The sequence below is a fragment of the Streptomyces sp. R35 genome, assembly GCF_041053035.1.
Classification (GTDB): Bacteria; Actinomycetota; Actinomycetes; order Streptomycetales; family Streptomycetaceae; genus Streptomyces; species Streptomyces lutosisoli.
In genome coordinates this window covers 78,952-95,217 of sequence record NZ_CP163440.1, presented here as the reverse complement: position 1 = coordinate 95,217, position 16,266 = coordinate 78,952, and the positions used below count along the sequence as shown (strand labels likewise).

Annotated in this window: 15 protein-coding genes and 1 pseudogene; 6 read left to right on the top strand and 10 right to left on the bottom strand. The window is 68.6% G+C overall.

Annotation, left to right across the window (positions count from 1 at the left end; translation table 11 throughout):
- Positions 1–148: 148 nt before the first annotated feature.
- Positions 149–349, top strand: a pseudogene (locus AB5J50_RS00430) (IS5/IS1182 family transposase); the annotation flags it as partial.
- 116 nt (positions 350–465) lie between these two features.
- Here AB5J50_RS00430 and AB5J50_RS00425 read toward each other — a convergent pair.
- The 3 genes from AB5J50_RS00425 to AB5J50_RS00415 all read right to left on the bottom strand — a co-directional run bounded on the left by AB5J50_RS00425 (position 466) and on the right by AB5J50_RS00415 (position 2,015).
- Complete coding sequence (locus AB5J50_RS00425; RefSeq protein ID WP_369253809.1) at positions 466–858, bottom strand: tetratricopeptide repeat protein; 393 nt, start codon at positions 856–858, stop codon at positions 466–468.
- A gap of 179 nt (positions 859–1,037) precedes the next feature.
- Positions 1,038–1,226 (bottom strand): hypothetical protein, encoded by a 189-nt coding sequence (locus AB5J50_RS00420; protein ID WP_369253807.1) that lies wholly within the window; start codon positions 1,224–1,226, stop codon positions 1,038–1,040.
- Between the two features lie 177 nt (positions 1,227–1,403).
- Entirely contained in the window at positions 1,404–2,015 is a 612-nt protein-coding gene (locus tag AB5J50_RS00415) for an amino acid transporter (protein ID WP_369253805.1), read from the bottom strand.
- Between the two features lie 294 nt (positions 2,016–2,309).
- Here AB5J50_RS00415 and AB5J50_RS00410 point away from each other — a divergent pair, with 294 nt between their 5' ends.
- Both AB5J50_RS00410 and AB5J50_RS00405 read left to right on the top strand, forming a co-directional pair.
- Complete coding sequence (locus AB5J50_RS00410; RefSeq protein ID WP_369253803.1) at positions 2,310–3,473, top strand: DUF6236 family protein; 1,164 nt, start codon at positions 2,310–2,312, stop codon at positions 3,471–3,473.
- Between the two features lie 172 nt (positions 3,474–3,645).
- Positions 3,646–4,281 (top strand): DUF6461 domain-containing protein, encoded by a 636-nt coding sequence (locus AB5J50_RS00405; protein ID WP_369253801.1) that lies wholly within the window; start codon positions 3,646–3,648, stop codon positions 4,279–4,281.
- A 437-nt stretch (positions 4,282–4,718) separates the two neighbouring features.
- Here the strand turns inward: AB5J50_RS00405 and AB5J50_RS00400 are convergent, their stop codons facing one another.
- The gene (locus tag AB5J50_RS00400; RefSeq protein WP_369253799.1) at positions 4,719–5,090 is read right to left on the bottom strand and encodes a hypothetical protein; all 372 of its coding nucleotides are present in this window, start codon (positions 5,088–5,090) and stop codon (positions 4,719–4,721) included.
- A gap of 1,864 nt (positions 5,091–6,954) precedes the next feature.
- On the opposite strand from AB5J50_RS00400, the gene AB5J50_RS00395 reads away from it, so the two are divergent.
- Complete coding sequence (locus AB5J50_RS00395; RefSeq protein ID WP_369253797.1) at positions 6,955–8,769, top strand: hypothetical protein; 1,815 nt, start codon at positions 6,955–6,957, stop codon at positions 8,767–8,769.
- The gene (locus tag AB5J50_RS00390) at positions 8,766–10,214 is read left to right on the top strand and encodes a hypothetical protein (RefSeq protein ID WP_369253795.1); all 1,449 of its coding nucleotides are present in this window, start codon (positions 8,766–8,768) and stop codon (positions 10,212–10,214) included. The genes AB5J50_RS00395 and AB5J50_RS00390 overlap by 4 nt, the downstream gene beginning before the upstream one ends.
- 363 nt (positions 10,215–10,577) lie before the next feature.
- Here AB5J50_RS00390 and AB5J50_RS00385 read toward each other — a convergent pair whose 3' ends face one another.
- The gene (locus tag AB5J50_RS00385) at positions 10,578–11,018 is read right to left on the bottom strand and encodes a hypothetical protein (protein WP_369253793.1); all 441 of its coding nucleotides are present in this window, start codon (positions 11,016–11,018) and stop codon (positions 10,578–10,580) included.
- Positions 11,019–11,296: 278 nt separating this feature from the next.
- Between AB5J50_RS00385 and AB5J50_RS00380 the strand changes: the two genes are divergently transcribed.
- Positions 11,297–11,896, top strand: a complete 600-nt coding sequence (locus AB5J50_RS00380; RefSeq protein WP_369253791.1) for a hypothetical protein — start codon at positions 11,297–11,299, stop codon at positions 11,894–11,896.
- A 155-nt stretch (positions 11,897–12,051) separates the two neighbouring features.
- Here AB5J50_RS00380 and AB5J50_RS00375 read toward each other — a convergent pair whose 3' ends face one another.
- The 5 genes from AB5J50_RS00375 to AB5J50_RS00355 all read right to left on the bottom strand — a co-directional run bounded on the left by AB5J50_RS00375 (position 12,052) and on the right by AB5J50_RS00355 (position 16,251).
- Positions 12,052–12,966: a replication-relaxation family protein gene (locus AB5J50_RS00375; RefSeq protein ID WP_369253789.1), complete on the bottom strand. Its 915-nt coding sequence runs from the start codon at positions 12,964–12,966 to the stop codon at positions 12,052–12,054.
- A 394-nt stretch (positions 12,967–13,360) separates the two neighbouring features.
- Positions 13,361–14,065, bottom strand: a complete 705-nt coding sequence (locus AB5J50_RS00370; protein WP_369253787.1) for a hypothetical protein — start codon at positions 14,063–14,065, stop codon at positions 13,361–13,363.
- A 121-nt stretch (positions 14,066–14,186) separates the two neighbouring features.
- Positions 14,187–14,525 (bottom strand): hypothetical protein, encoded by a 339-nt coding sequence (locus AB5J50_RS00365; protein ID WP_369253785.1) that lies wholly within the window; start codon positions 14,523–14,525, stop codon positions 14,187–14,189.
- A 45-nt stretch (positions 14,526–14,570) separates the two neighbouring features.
- The gene (locus AB5J50_RS00360) at positions 14,571–15,062 is read right to left on the bottom strand and encodes a hypothetical protein (RefSeq protein WP_369253783.1); all 492 of its coding nucleotides are present in this window, start codon (positions 15,060–15,062) and stop codon (positions 14,571–14,573) included.
- A 421-nt stretch (positions 15,063–15,483) separates the two neighbouring features.
- A complete protein-coding gene (locus tag AB5J50_RS00355) occupies positions 15,484–16,251 on the bottom strand; it encodes a transposase (RefSeq protein ID WP_369253781.1) in 768 nt (255 codons plus the stop codon).
- Positions 16,252–16,266: the final 15 nt, after the last annotated feature.

Below are 16,266 nucleotides of genomic sequence, written 5' to 3'. Positions count from 1 at the left end.
CGCACTTCGCACGCCAACCCGAGGTCGATCCACAGGTCTTGAGCATTGCTCCATCGCGGGGCCTCTGCTCGTCTACGCCGCCTGCTTGCCCTGCATCTGAGCTCCCGCATCTGGGTCATCTCGCCGGTGACGGTGCGATGATCTTGGTGTGGCTGGTGTAATCACGGCGTCGGAGTCGTCCTGGATAGCCCCGTTCACCGGGCTGAACCCGCGCAGTTTCGGGAAGTTGGTGACCGCACTGCGTCGCGAAGGTGCGGACGCGGTACGGCGGGGCCGGCCGTGGGGACTGCCGCTGGAGGACCGAATACTGCTGGTCGCGGCCTACTGGCGCACGAACTTGACGACGCGCACAGAAAACCCGATCACGGCCACTGTCAACCATCAGCTGGGACTGGAGTGTCAAGCATCACCCGGGATCGGACAAGTTCTCAATGAGTGGCTTTGACCAGCACTTGTCCATAGAGCCTAGGGGTGGATGAGCGTGCGGGCATGCGCGATCCACCCCAACACGGCCTTGGCACTGCACCCCTCGGCGACCGACTCGGCCTCATCGAGGTGGTCGAGCGCCGCCGATCGGTCGCCGGTCTCGGCCGAGAGGTAGGCCAGCGCCACCAGGCCGGCCGCTTCCCCGGGCCTGAAGCCGATCTCCCGGCGCAGCGTCACCGATTCGGTCAAACGCTCGCGGGCCTGATGGAACCGGCCTGCGTCCTTGTCGGCAAAGCCGAGATGGCGTATCGCGTAGGACATCGTCATCCGGTCGTCGACGGATTTCGCCAACGTGTATGACCGGTCGAAGTACGGCCTGCCGGTGGCGCCATCGCCCTTCACCACCTGATGCCAGCAGCCGACCCAGAACAACGCGTCCGCCTCACCCGGCGCGTCCCCGAGACGCTGGTACGAGCAGGTGGGGGCGCTGACCGGGGTGGCTAGGGCGGTGGAGCCGCGAGCAGCTGATCGACGCCCTCAGCCTCACCGGCACCGGACGCCGTCGGCCGAAGACGGCCGTCTGACCCTCCCCCCAAGCGCGCCGTGAGAAGTCACCCCTGCGGGGTGGGCCGCGGCACCGGCAGCCCCAGCAGCACCGGGCCGCCGGACGCCGTCGAGTCGATCTGGCTGATCTTGGATTCGGCCCCGGCGAGGCTGACGCGGAGGCCTTCGATCTCGCCGAGCCAGCCTTCTCGCTCGGCTTCGGCGATCCGGTCGAGCAGGTTGTCGCGGATCTCCACCAGCCGGCCGCGCTGGGCCGGGTCCGGCCGCAGGAGGGAGCAGCGTACGCAGGCTTAACCGAACTTGCAGTGTGTGCTGAGAGCCCGGCTGCGCGCCGGATCAGCTCACTCTGAGTCGACGCCAGCAAAGGTGCACCACCAGAGATTCCGGGCGTGTCGCCAATCGCGTTGTTGGTATCAACGCAGCAGCCGGTTGACCCATGGATGTGCTCCGTAAGCCTGGGTGATGGCGTGGACGAGCCAGTGTCGCTGGTCGTCGGTGAGCCTGGGCAGGGCTGCGGCGAGGTCTGCTTCGTCCTTGGGCCGAGGCTCCTTGGCCTTGTAGAAGAGTTGCACCTCCGGTGCGAGGTAGGGGATACCGTCGGTGGAGATCAAACCGAGTGTGTCGACCGGACGACGTACTCGCGGATCACGGCGTGACACCCACTCCTGGTCATGGGATTCGTCGAGCATGATCTGGATGCGCCAGGGTTCGCCTGGCCCTGGCTGGCACCAGATGTCATGCACACTCTCAGGAAGAGCCTCGTCAGACGCCCACGGACGAAGGCTCCCGGGTGGATCGGCGGCCCACCACTTCCAGTCCGGCAGAGCCTGTTGGACGGCGAGTTGGTCGCGTCGCAGTAGCAGGACATCAACGTCGTCGTGATCTCGGATGCGGTGGCCCACCGCGAGTTCAATCGCGAAGCCGCCCGCCACCCACCAGGGGGTCTTCAAATCGCTGAACCGGTCGGCGACTTCGGTAAGGGACGCGGGATCCCACCTGTGCAAGGGGGTGTGCTCGTAGGTCATGTCGTCCATCCTGTTCCGCAGCCAACCCCGGCGAACTCCAGGACACCGCGTCGAACCCACCCCGGATTCGCCATGATCAGCGGGACGTCCTCGCCCTGACCGCTTGAGTTGGCGAACCGCACGTCACGACCTCAGGCCCCCGCCACCCTCACGCGGGCAGGACAATGAGGAGACAGCGACACGCCCCGGACCGCCAGGGGCCCGATGGACGAGCCACGGGCGCTTGGCGGGAGGAGAAGCGGGCTGCCACTGTGGGGGCGCCAGCTCCATTTGCCGGGTGCGACAGGGGGAAGCGTGCTGCAGCGGATCGGGCTCTACTACCCGTACGTCAACTTCAGGGACGAGCAGTGGCTGAAGACGGCCGCGCTCTACTGGCCTCAGCTGGCCCGGATCGTTCCCGACCGCTTCCCGGTGACCGATTCGGACACCGCCCGCGCGCTCACGGCAGAACTCGACTTCGTCGTTCCCGTCGAGCCCTCCTCGTCCGCGCTGGGAGTCTCGTCCGTCTTCCTCGACGTCATCGCGGCTTACGCGGACGATCTGAGACAACGGTACGGATGGGCGGTCGCAGAACCGCAACCACCGGGACGGGCTTACCTTCACTGGGGTGAGGTCGCCCCGGACGTGCGGGAGGCCCTGTTCGCCGCCGACTTGGCCGTGCCTTCCCGGGGAACACGTTTCTCGGAGCCGGGCGTAGACGACTGGGTGGGCATGGATCCGGCGCTCGTGTGGGTCTACAAGTGCGCGCTGTCCGAGGAGGTTGCCCGCCGGGGCGACTTCGTCCCCACCACCGACCAGGCAGCAGCCCACGCGGCATCCCATGGCTGGGACGCCGAGCGCGTCGCAGATGCGCTGCTGGACAGGACGAGCGAGCTGAGGGAACCGAGGGAAGCACTTTCCGGCGATCTCGCGGACGTTGTGGGAATGCTGGCGGTGCGCATTGTCGTGCCCGAGGAGCTCGACGCGGTCCCAGTAGGGAAGATCGTCGAACTGCGCCGCCGCCACAAAGACGAGTTCGACACCTTCAACAGGGAGGTCACCGCTGCTGCAGCCGATCTCCGCGAGCATCTGGCCGATGTGACTCTGCCGACCGCCATCGACCGCTATGTCTCCATGGAGGTTGGGCGCAGATTCGAACGTCCCCTGGAGGAGCTGCGGCGAGCCATGCGAGGGCTCGGCATCGATACCGCGTTCAGCGCCGCGAATCTGAAGTTCGCGGTCCCGGCCACGCTGGCGGGCATGGCGGGCGGCGTGTACGCCGGCCCGCTGGTCAGCACGGCCACCGGCGTCACCTTCGCCCTAGCCGGCCTGGCCCGGACGGCGACCGGCGAACGCCAGGCCCTCCGCGCCTCCTCGCCCTCTGCATACCTGCTGTCCGTGGAGAAGGGTCTGGAGACCAGGTCCCTCGTCCGCCGCGTCTGCCGCCGGATCCCCGGCGCGGGCGGCGACATCGCCTGAGGACACTCCGCCTCCCCCCTGCCCTGTTCTACTCGCCTCCGGGCCCTCGGCGCCGCACGCCATAGGGCTCCGTCACGTAGTGCGCACCGCCAGTGGGTGTGAGCGCCGAGAGTTAGGTTCTGCTTGCGAGGGCCGCCATCGCGGCGGACCACCATGCAGGGAGGGCGGCTTGATGAACCGGAGACGTACGGAGAGCGGGCTGCGCTGGATAGCCAATGCCTACAACATCAGCTTCACGCTCACACTCAGCGAGGGTCTCTCGCCGTACGAGCTGCTGCGCAGCGTCGGCGCCGAGGAGCGTCACATTGTCCCGCTGACCCGTTCCGCGGCATACGAGCTGCTGCTCAGGGATGAGGAGGACCACATCAGTGACCTCGACTTCCTGGACTGGGAAGACGAAGCGGCGGTTGCCCGGCTGACGAACGGGGGTTTTCTGCCCGCCCCGCCGGACACCATCGTCCGAGCGGGCTCGGTGGCGGGCTGGGCGTATGCGCTGGAGGAATTCCACTGCCATACGGGGACCTACCTCGCGGCGCTGTCCCAGCGGGGGCGGGCGTTTTGCATGCATCGCAACGCGAAGGGCTTCAGCCGCGTCGACTACGCCCTCCACGGGGAGCCAGTGACGTCCTTCGAGCCCGGCCAGCCGCACCTTACGAACGACGCCCCAGCCGAAGTGGCGCTTGGCTTCGTTCACAGCGGTAACGAGGTGGGCGACGTCGCGTTCCTGCGGTTCCTGGAGGGCGAGCTTGGCATCTACCTCCCCTGGGAGGAGACGGAGGCAGAGCTGCCGGCAGCCGCGTTCACCTGACGGCGCCTTCCCGTAGCCACTTCACCCAAGAAGAGTCATGTCCCGCTACACCACTTGGCGGGACGCCATCACCGGCTGATCAACGCGAGCCACCAAGTCATCATGAACGGGCCCAGCTACGGTCCTAACAAGCGGCCCAAGAACCCCATCGACAAGCCGCCAGCCAGATAGGCCAGGGCTCTCTCATTCGGCCCCATGAGAGAGTCCTCCCCATGATCGAGACCTGGCTCCTCAACGACGGCGCCGTGCCGGCCACTGCCGCCGCGGCGCCGCAAATGCTGCGTGACCGGATCACAGCCGGCCAGCTCGAGACCTGGCTCCGTAGTTCCCGCGGCCGCTCGCTGGCCATCATCAGCAACGTGGACCGCGCCCTGGTGATGCTGCTCGACAGCGAAGACGATCCTGGCGAGCACGCCATCACCCCGGGAGCCGTCGGTTCAAGCACGGGCTTCGTGCTGGCGAACGGGCAGGTCGACCTCTGGTGCCATCGGCTGTGCAAGACGGGCCTGCGCACTCGCCTCGTTGTCGGTGCTGCTGTGCAGCCATGTGCTGAGGAACAGCTGCGCATAGCCGGCCGGGTCGGCGGCGGTCGCCGCGGTGCGCACGGAGGTGGGCGTGGCCAGGGTGGCCGCTGCGACCGTGGTCGGGGTGGAGGCGACGGCGACGGCCAGGGCGATGGGGCCGGCCGCGATGACGGTCCAGGCCGCCAGGCGCGAGAGGCGTACGCGGCGCCGCATCGCCTCCAGCCGGGCGCCGGCCGCCATCGGAGCGGCAGCCTCGCTCTGTGAGGCCTGCTTGCCAGGAGACATGGTCAAACTCCCAGGTCAGAACGGATGTTGCTGACCTTGAGGAAACCCGCCGACCTCGACCCGACCACCGACCAGGAAGGCCCGACCACGGTCACGAAGGGGACACGAAGTCCATGGTCGGGGTCATGGTCGGCCCGACCACAGGCCCGACCACGGGCCAGCGCGAGCATCCGAGAGGTCACCGGGTCCGGCACACGTGCCGCGGTCGAGGACTGCTGCGCGACCACCAGCCGTGCGGCCCCTGGAGCCCGTGAACCGATGCGCAGACGGACGCCGCCCGGGCCGCGGTGGGCACCTGCGCAGTGCGGCACCCGGACCTGCGCACCACAAAGATCGGAAGCCCCAGGGCGGACTGCGCAGTCGCACCGCGCACGGCGACTGCGCACGATCCTCGACCGGTTGCGCAGCCCGATTGCGCAACGTCCGTCCGGGGCTGCGCAATCGGGCTCCCGGCGCGACCGCGTGCCCGGCTGAAGGTGCGTGGTCGGCCCGACCACGTTGGTTCTAGTGGTCGTGGCAACACCTCAGCTCAGAGGTGGCAATGGACGTCGAAGCCTGTGGGACCCGTAATCGGGCTCCCGGTTGACGCGGTCGCTGCCGAGCTGGACAGCCGGCCTCGCAAGACACTTGGCTGGGCAACTCCCGCCGGGCGCCTGCACGGGCTGACGGCACCCCTGAGCTGACTTTCGTCTACTTGGGATCGTCGCTGGCCCAGGGATGGACGAAGAGGTCGGGCCGCACACCCCATGCCTTCAGCGAAGTGATCAGCTCTGACTCGTCCGTGGCGTCAGCGAATCCGATGAGGACAGCGTCGCTGTCGTAGTCGAAGCCGTCGATGCGCTGGCTGTCGTACTCCCAGTGCTCAAGCCGGAAGCTGCGTTCAACGTCCCTGCGGACCTATCCCTCGTCCCGCGCCTGGGCATCAGGCTTGCTCTGCTTGGGAGTGATGTCCACGAATGCCCGACGCTCTGGTCGCGATGCCGGGACTTCCGCAACCAACCTCCTGCCGAGGCGGAGCGCGGTCAGCTTGTCCGTCGGCCAGTTCGATCCGTCGTTCATGAGACTTCATTCTGTCCTGGCCATGCAGGGTTGAGGAGCGGGGCCAGGCGGTGCCTTCTGAGGGGATGCTTGCCCTTCCGCCCGCCGGAAGGGCAAACACAATCCCGCTGCCCACGACGCAACAGGGGCCCGGTCTAGAACTCCCAGCCGAGCCGTTGCTTACACTGCTCGCCTCACACGCCAGTGATCATGTGGTGCGACGATCCCCGAATCCACCTGGTCGGGCCGACCACAGGCCCGACCACGGGGCTGCCCGAGCTGGCGACAGGTCATCCGCGCCGGCACACGTGCCGCGGCCGAGGACCGCTGCGCGACCACCAGCCGTGCAGCCACTGGACCCCGCGAACCGATGCGCAGACGCAAGCCGCCCGGGCCGCGGCGGGCACCTGCGCAGTGCGGCACCCGGACCTGCGCACCAGAAGATCAGGAATCCTCGGGCCGACTGCGCAGCCGCACCGCGCAACCCGACTGCGCAGGATCGGCCGGTTGCGCAGCCTGACTGCGCCCTGCCCATCAGGGGGCGCAGTCGGGCTGCGCAATCGGGCTCCCGGGTGGACTGCGCACCGTGCCGGGGGAGACGTGGTCGGCCCGACCATGAGCCCGACCACGGCAGCTGGATGGCCGTGTTGCCGGTTTGTGACCGATGGTCGGGGCTGGTGGCCGTCGGTCTGGTCGGGGTCGGCGGGTGAGCTGACGGTATGGAACGCACGTACGCCTCCGTGCCCGTGCCCGCCGGCCGCCCCGCCCCGGTGGGCCCGGTGCGCTGTCCTGGACGCCGTGCGCGGCCCGCCTTGGAGACACCGCGGTGAGCCGCTTCGGGGCGGGGGTCCGCCGGGGTGTGATGGCGGTCGATCAGTTCACGCAGATTGCCAACGGCCTGTTCCGGGACTGCCGGTTGTCGTTCAAGGCGAAGGGGATCTTCGGGTACGTCAGCACACACCGGGACGGCTGGCCGGTCACCCTCGCCCACCTCGTCTCCGTGGGCCCTGACGGACGCGAGGCGGTCCGCGCCGGCCTGAAAGAGCTGGAGCGGTACGGCTACCTGATCCGCGAACGGCTGCGTCGCCCGACTGGAACGCTCGGCGAGGTCGTCTACTCGATCACCGACCGCCCCGCCACCCTCGACGCCGCCCTGCTGGAAGCCACCTCCACCCTCGTGATCGAAGACGAACACGACACTGGCCTCGGGGCAGGGATCCGCCGGGGTGTGATGGCGGCCGATGGTTTCACGCAGATCGCCAACGGCCTGTTCCGGGACTCCCGGTTGTCCTTCAAGGCGAAGGGGGTCTTCGGGTACGTCAGCACGCACCGGGACGGCTGGCAGGTCACCCTCGCCCACCTAGTCTCCGTGGGCCCTGACGGACGTGAGGCGGTCCGCGCAGGCCTGAAAGAGCTGGAGCGGTACGGCTACCTCATCCGCGAACGACTGCGCCGCACGGACGGAACGCTCGGCGAGGTCGTCTACTCGATCACCGATCGCCCCGCCACCCTCGACGTCGCCCTGCTGGAAGCCACGACCGGACTCGTGATCGAAGACGGACACGACACCGGCTTCGGGGCGGGGGTCCGCCGGGGTGTGATGGCGGCCGATGGTTTCACGCAGATCGCCAACGGCCTGTTCCGGGACTCCAGGTTGTCCTTCAAGGCGAAGGGGATCTTCGGGTACGTCAGCACGCACCGGGACGGCTGGCAGGTCACCGTCGCCGAACTGGTGCGCCGCGGCCGCGAGGGCGTTGACGCGGTCACCACGGGGCTCAAGCAGCTGGAACGGCACGGATTTCTCTACCGCACGCGCGAGCGGAACCCCGACGGCACGCTCGGCCAGGCCCGGTACGTCATCACCGACCTGCCCGCCCTGCAAAGCCCCAGGTCGCAACCAGAGTCGGGTTTTCCAGGATTGGCTGAGCCTGCGTTGGCTGATCCCGGCACTAAGAACACCATCGTTAAGAAGACCAACAAGCAGAACACCAACCCCCTCCGTCCATGCGGCCGCAGCGAAGCGCCGCGGGCACCGGCACGGACGGACCAGCCGCACACGCCGACGTCTCCGCCGGCCGCGCCCGCGGCGGATGAGATGCACCCAGGGATCCAACTGTTGCTCGAGCTCGGGGCTGCTTGCCCCGAGCTGCTGCTGACCGGGAAGGCGCTGACCGATCAAGGCCGCGTCGTGACCGTGATGCTGGAAGCGGGCTGGAGCTGTGAGCAGCTGCGGCACGTCATCGCCGGCCGGCCCCTGCCTCACCCGGTGCGCACCACGGTCGGCGCGATCGTCGCCGCCCGGCTCCGCGCAGCCCAGGCGTATCCGCCGCCCGCCACCGTCCGCCACGACGCGGCCTCGCTGGACGATCCGTTCGCGGCGGCGACCACGGAGCGGTCACCGGCGACGGCGGCCGCGCGCTCCGTGAGCGAGGCCCTCACCTATCGGGCCCTTGTCGAATGCGCTGGCTGCGGTGTGCCCGCAACCGCTCCCGGCGAGGACCTGTGCCCGGCCTGCCTCGGCTGGCCGCTGTGCCGCACCTGCCCGGGCCCCACACCCCGGCGCGCTAACCCCGACGGCGACGGCCGCTGCACCGCGTGCGCCTCCGTCTTGACCGACCCGATGGAAGGAAGCACCCCGTGACGGACACCCTCCGCACCGCGCCGCCGACCGCGGCCGCGCATCACGAGCGCCCCTTCGCCCGTGACCCGGGGCGGTGGGAGAAGGAAGCCTCCCGCGCCCTGCGCACCGGCCACGTCCGCGACCAGACCTGCTCGGCTGCCTGCGAACTCGTGCTCGTCCACGAACGCACCCGCTGGGGCTGGCTGGCCTGGACGGTTCCCGCTGACGGCAGCATGCCCGAACGGCCCCACCAGATCGGTGTTCTCCCGCCCTCCGCGACACGGGCGGACCGCTTGGCGGTCCGCTGGCTCGCCCGGCGCCCGGCTGGCCGCATGGCCCTGCACACCACGATCCCCGGGTCGCTGCGGTACTTCGCCGTCGTGGTGGCCGTCATCGGATGCTTCGCCGCTTTCCACGCGATCGCCCGCGGAGTACCCCTCGGCATCGCCCTGCCCGTGGCACTGCTGGCCCCGCTGCTCGCCGACCATCTGCCCGACCGGCTCGACCTGCGCGCCCGGCGGCGTGTCCGGGTCGCACACGGCGCACCCGCCACCGGGTACCTGCAGCGCCTCGGCGTCCTGCACACCGGTCTCCTCCAGGCCGCCGCCGGCAGCGACCGCTACGAGCTGCGCCGCTCGGCCGATGTCGGCCAGCAACTGCTGTGGGACGCCGCCGGCCTGCTCCAGACCCAGGACACCCGCTCGGCCTCACCTCGGCTGATCGCCTCTGAACGGCTGATGCTCCAACTCGCCGACCAGGTCGCCCAGATCATCGAGCGCACAGCCACCGAGGACGGCACAGCCGACGCGGACCAGGCCCATGCCCCCGGGCGACCCCTTGGTCCGTATCCCCCTGGGGTCCGGCCGACGACACCTCCGGCCCCTCAGAACGCCCACACCACGGCACCCCTGAAGGGATCCCTTCTCATGGCGGAGACCGAACCCGGCACGGCCGCACGCACGGCGGACGTCTACCTGCTCTTCGCGCACGAGCCGTACTACCCCGGCCCCGGAACCCAGGAGATCAACACCACCGTCGTTGCCGCCGGCTCTCTGCTCCACCCGCAGGTGCGCCAGCCCGACGGCGCCCGGATCCACGACCTCCTTACCCACGGACGGCAGCCGGGCGAGATCATCCCGCTGTCCACCCTCACCCACGAACTAAACGGAGGCGCCGAATGGCCGACGGTCGGCGACTGGGAGGGCGTCACCGCCGACCTGGTGCGGCTCGTCCACTCCGGGGACTGCGATGCCCTCAGCCTCGGCTTGCCCGAGATCACGCGGGCCCTCGTCTGCACCGGACCCCACGGCCACGTGCGTGCCTACGATGCCGCAGCCGACGAGTTCATCGACTACGGGCCTGCGGTACGGGCCGCCGTGCTGGCCGAAGTCGGCGCGTTCCTGGCCAGCCTCGTGGCCGAACAGGGTTTGTGGCCGGGCGATGGACTACTCGCCCGACGCCCGTGAGCCGGCCACAGACCCAAGTTGATACGGGCACCCCCCTTCAACTGCCCAGGCATCAAAGGGGAGTTCAGACGCTGATCGGATTCGAACCGCGGGCGGTGTGGGTCGGGCCTCCTGCGCCTGTTCCTCCGACTTATACAGCGAGCCCGTTGTCACAGGCGGTTCGTACGCTGACTGCTGCCGTTCCGTGCCACCGGCACCATCGAGGAGACAGTCACCATGTTGGCCATCACCGGACCTGGGGGAACCGAGGAAATGCGGTTCGTGGGGTGACGGAATGCGCGGACCGCAGTGGTGACTCTTCGAGAGGTGACGTCGAGTCGCGCTGACTGACACCGACTACATGCGCCGCCGACCGGTGTGCTGTTACCGCAGGGTGTACTTGCACATGTGCTTGCCGTCGGCGCCACCCGGGTCCTCGGCGACCTTCTTCCCATCGACGGTGATTGAGCAAGGAGCAGCGGCGAACTGGCCGTTGGACAGCATCACCGGCCCCGGCACGATGGACACGGTGATCCCGACCTTGCGTTCGGTGCTGTTCAAGGTGAGTTTGTTCGACTTCTTCCACGGCAGCGTGACTTGCTCGGAGCGGTTCGTGTCGAGGTTGTAGTAGACGCTGGACTTGCCCTTGCCGCCGACTTCGAAGGAGACCTCGTACGTCCTGTCCTGGCCGTCAGAGGCCGGCTTCGGCGACGACGTGGGCGTGCCCTTGTCGGCGCGCTCCGCCGTGTCGTCGCCGCTGTTGCCGCACGCGGTCATCAGCCCGGCTGCCGCGATGAGCGCCGTTGTGGTCATTGCCCTGCGCATGCGTGTACTCCCCGTTGTACGGATGTGACCTGCTGTGTTGAATGATCCCATCCTGACTGGGCCTTCGGTCGGCGGGGCTCCCCTGGCCAACAATGACGCTCACAGTGGCCAACTGAAGATTCATCGGGAAGCTCCATACCTCCACGCGGGACCTTCACTCGGCGGCGGCTGCATTTCAGCAGGCCAGCGAATTCCCTCGGTTGGCTTCACGGATGCCCGGGCTGGTGTCAGAGGGTGGTGGCACAGTGTCGGAGTCTGATCGCTATGAGGTGGGGACGATGGGGGACTTCTACGAGCGGATCGTCGATGTCGAGGTGAGCGCCGAGGAGGCGGGGCCGCTCGCGGAGCGGATGGTCGCCTGGATGGTCACCGAGGGTCTGATCGCGCGTGAGCTGTCCAGCGAGGGGGTGTACAGCCTGACCGTGGACGAAGGTTATGTGCCAGGTCCCAACTGGGCGCAGGCGGTTGCCGATTCATCGGACCCGACCTGGCTGCCGGGCCCGGTGGCCGTCATCGTGGGGCGCGACTGCCACGTCGGCGGTCAGGGAGCGGACGATGCGGAATACGCCGTCTGTCCGCGGTGCCGAACCAGGACCGTGATCATCAACTACCCGGAGGAGTTCGAGGCGAACGAGGAGGTGTGGCAGCCGTTCAAGGACGGCATCGCCGCCTGGAAGGAGACGGGTGAGGGGAGTGCCCCCTGCTCCACCTGCGGTGCCTCGGTCTCGGTCACCGAGTGGCAGTGGGAGACCAATTTCGCGGTGGGAGCACTTGCCTTCGACTTCTGGGGCTGGCCGCCGCTCTCCACTACCTTCTGTGCGACGTTCAGCAAGCAGCTGGGGAACCACCGCACGGTGGAGCATATGGGCAAGCTCTGACGGGAACCCTCACACCTGAGCGGGGGAGGTGGACACGCCGCGAACTGCGTTTTTCGCAGGTCAGGGGTCCTGAAAGTACAGACGAACGGCTGCCGCCCCAGGGTTGGTGTCCTGGGGCGGCAGGGTGATCAACAACTATTGCTCGCGCTGGGGACTCACAGGTCGGTCCATGGGCGGGGTTTGCCGCCGGTCAGCGGCAGCCATACGTCCTGGGCGGGGCCGTGTTGCTCGAGGTCTTCCAGTACGGCGGCTCCGAGGGGGACTTCGCGGGCGAGGGCTGTTACGAGTGGGTGCTGGGCAACCATCGCCTGCAGGTCGCTCATCCGGTTCTCCAGCCTGTTTCGGGAGGCACTGGTGAGGACGAAGAGCACGCGGGGGAAGACCGGATACCAGCGCAGCCAGGTGGGACCTGTGGCGGCCGGTCTGCGTCGGCCGACGGGCTGGGCTTCGTAGTGGAACAGGCGGGCGTACTCGATGAGTTTCACGGCGAGCCGTTCGCTGCTCATGGTGGTGCGGTCGACTTCCATGAACGCGCGCAGTTTCCGGCGGTGCTCGCTGTCGATGGCGGTGTAGTACATGAGGGCGTCGGCGACGGTCCGCTCGCCCTCGCCGATGGAGTGGGATACCTCGGGGGTCCAGTCCCAGGGGCCGTGTTCGTGTCCGAGCCGGCGTGCGTCTTCGGCGAAGGCGAGGTGGGTGCGTACGACGGCGAGCGTGTGCGGGGTCTTGAGCGATGCTGCGGTGGTCGAGGTGATGGGGTAGGGCGGCCGCCCCCGCAGGACGGGCAGGTCCCGGGTCAGCCGCGCGCCGTCCTGGGTGAGGTACCAGGCGTTGGTACGGGTACGGTTCGCGTCCGGCAGCACCGTGGAGTCGACGAAGCCGTCGGAGCGCAGTCTGTTCAGAACGCGGGACAGCAGCTGCCGTGTGCCGTTTGGTCGCAGCATCCGGCGCAACTGGCTGGTGGTGGCGATGCGGTGCTGGGCGAGCCCGGCCAGCACCTGGTGGGCCAGGGGCTCGGCGGGGCTGGGGGCCGGTCTCGTCGCCGGAGTACTCCGTGCGGCGCTGCTCATGGGGGTGTTTCCTTCCGCTGCCGGGGCGGTCTCCGACGGAAACCTTCGGTTGCACTTGAGGAAACCCGCGGGCCCCGACCAGGACCCCGACCATGAAGCCCCGACCATGGTCACGGACTCGAAACAGCCTCGCGGTCTGCACCGTGGCCGACCTCCATGGCCCCGACCACGGCCGGGCAGGCGCACGAGTACGGCTTGTTCGTGCAGTGGAGTGTGGAGTCCGGGAGCAAGTTGGGCGATGGCCGGTCCGCAGCAGCCGGGGCTGCTGCGGGGCGTGGTGGCGAGCCACGCCGTGCCGGCCATCGTGCGACACCCGGTCCGCAAGGGACCAACGGCCCGTAACCGGATGCCGCGTCTGTGGGGCGGTGGGCTGCTGTGCGCTCACCACCGTTTTCTACTTGGTGCGTTGGGCGGCCTGCTCGAGGATTCGTCGGCGCGTCCACCGCCGGCGCCCGCCGTTCTCCGTGAGCGCGTCGGGGGTCTCCAGCAGGGGCAGGTTGCCCTGGGACAGGCTGCTGGAGAAGGAGTTGACGCTCTTGAACTTCAGCAGCGCCGCGGCCTGAGTCGCTCCCAGGAGTTCGTCGGGGTCGCCGTCGACGGGGACGTCGGGCAGTGCGGGGGCGGTGCGCTGCGCGCCGGCGTGCTTGCCGCGGCCGGGCCGTGTGGCCATCCAGTCCAGCAGGGTCTGCACGCGCCACTGCTGGCGGCGGTAGGGGTTTTCGGCGGTGCCCAGTTCTTCGACGACGTCCGGGGCGGGGAAGTACCCGGGGTGGTCGCGGACGAAGGTGGTGACCTGGTTGGGGTTCTTGTAGCCCAGGAACCTCGAGGCCTCCGCCGCGTTCAGCAGGTCCTGCGGGTCACGGGCGGGCGGCGTGTGCTTGCGCAGTCGTGCCGGCTGGCGGTTGGCGAACCATTCGGTGACCTTGGCGTGGTCCCACAGGCGGGCGCGGCCGCGCATGTCGGCGACTTCGGGGAACGGCACGCCGGCCGCGTTTTCGGCGCGCTCGGTGTAGAGGCCGCTGATCCGGGCGGGCGTCAGGCCCTGTTCGGCCGCGATCTCGGCAGCGTCGGCCAGGCGAGGCTCGCGGCGCGAGGTCATGGCAGAACCGTCCTGTCGGAGGCGAGCCGGCCTGCCCGGCTCGCAACTCACATAATGGCAGGAGTCTGGGATGGGGGTCCAGTGCGCTGCCCAGGTTTTCCCGGGCTGCGCGAGGAAGAGGTTATTCCTCCGGGATCAGGCACACGCCGCGGCGGGCCGCGTCCTCGGCCATCTCCGTGTAGGCCAGGGCCGCCGGGGTCATCTCCCACTCGGCGAGGGCGAGCAGCAGGAGCAGCTCGGCACGGTCCTGGTAGGCGTCGCACGGCATGCCGGCCGCGGTCGCGGCCTCCACCAGATCCGGCGTGGGCAGCCCGGCGAAGCGGGCCGCCACCGTGTCGCGCAGGACTTCAAAACCCTGCTGGTACAGCTCGCTCGCTTCGGACAGGAGCAGCACCAGGTCCTCGTCATGGCGGGCCGGTGCGGCCGCTGCGAGGTTGAGGAGGCGCTGGGTCGTCGTCATCATCAGCAGTATGCCTTTCAAAAAGATCAGAGGCGCCGGGAAATCTCAGAGCGGAGCGGCACAGCCGTCGCACGGCGATCGCCGTCCACGCCGTGCCGTGCGGGCCAGGTCGGGTTCCTTGCGGGGCTCCAGCTGAAGGGCCGCGCGGACCTGCTCCTCGAGGGCGATGAACTCCGGGCCGTTGTCCGGGCAGACGACGCCAGGGTCGGGCGCCCCGCAGGTTTTGGCATGGTGGATCAGGTCGGTGATGCGCCAGCCGGCGCGGAAGCTGTCGCCCCGCACCTGCTCGACCTCGGCGTACAGGTTGGCCGGCCGCGGACGCCGGCTGACGGAGAGCAGCATGTCGTGGCGGGAGGCGAAGACACACAGTGAGCACGAGCAGCGGGAGGTGCCTGCCCAGTCGTCCGCATCGGGCACCGAGTCGTACGTCCAGCAGTACGGCACCGGCGCGTCGGCGTGCCACTCCTTGACCGCGTCGGTCGACCAGTCCTTGACGGGCAGCCACTCGTCGACAACCCGCGCACTGTTGGCCTGCACCGTACGGAAGGCCGCATGCTGGCGGGGAGCAATACTCCGCGCGGATGAATGAGTCCCTCAGTCACCGCGCAGTGTCATGACGACAGGGCCAGCCCACCGTCATGGTGAGAGCTATGGGGCGATCATGGAAATCCGGTTCGAGGAGGGATGCCCTTGAGTCCGCTTACAATCGGGCGTCCGCGAGCTATGAGGCGATCACGGAGTTTCGAGGAAAGCTCTTGACCCTGCTTCCTCTGGCAACGGGCACGGGGGCGTTCCTTTTGTTGGAGCGGGATGGAACACACCAGGACCGAGGGATGCTGGGGCCGATCGGACTTCTGGGTTTGGCCGTAACGGCGGGGCTCTTCGCCTACTAAGGCTTGTCCCGTAACGATCTTCGAGTCGGAAGAGGCAAGGCCGGTTGTGGGCCCCTTCTGTTCGCCTATCCGGCGAGGGTGAGGTTGTGCAGGCGGGCGATGCCGAGCATCGCGTGGTGGACACCATCGCCCTTGAGCCGGCAGTCGCGTAGGATCTTCCAGCCCTTCAGGTGGGCGAATGTGTGCTCGACGCGGGCCCTGACCTGCTTGTGGGACCGGTTGTGTTCCTTCTTCCAGGCCGGGAGTTCCTCGCCCTTGCGTCGACGGTGTGGCATAACCAGTCCGGTCCCTTGGTAGCCGCCGTCGGCAATGGTCATGGTGTTGCCGACGCCGCCCTTGGCGCCGGACTCCTCCCAGCCGCGGGAGTCGTGTCGGTTGCCCGGCAGGGGCCGGCCGACCACGACGACCAGGCGGGTGTCGGCATCGATGACGACCTGGTGGGCCGTGGAGTAGCGGTAGTTCTTTGACTGCTCGGCCACCGTATGGTCGCGGGTGGGCACCAGGGTTCCGTCCACGATCAGCACGGTGTCCTTGCGGAACCGCTTGCGCGGTTGCATGGCCAGCACTGGTCCGAGGTGGTTGATGATCCGGTCCGCCGCAGATTTTGAGATGCCGAACAGCGGAGCAATCTGTCGCATCGTCAAATTTGTGCGCCAATAGGTCGCGACCAACAGAATGCGGTCCTCGAGCGGGAGTCCCCAGGGTCGCCCACGCTGGAGCTCGGCAGCGGTCTTGCGCCGCACGGAGGTCACCAACTTGCCGAAGCAGCGCGCGCTCAGCCCGGTGAAGGGGCCTATCCAGGACGGCTCCGACGCCGTGATCACTGAAGTCACAGCAAGATCGTTCCA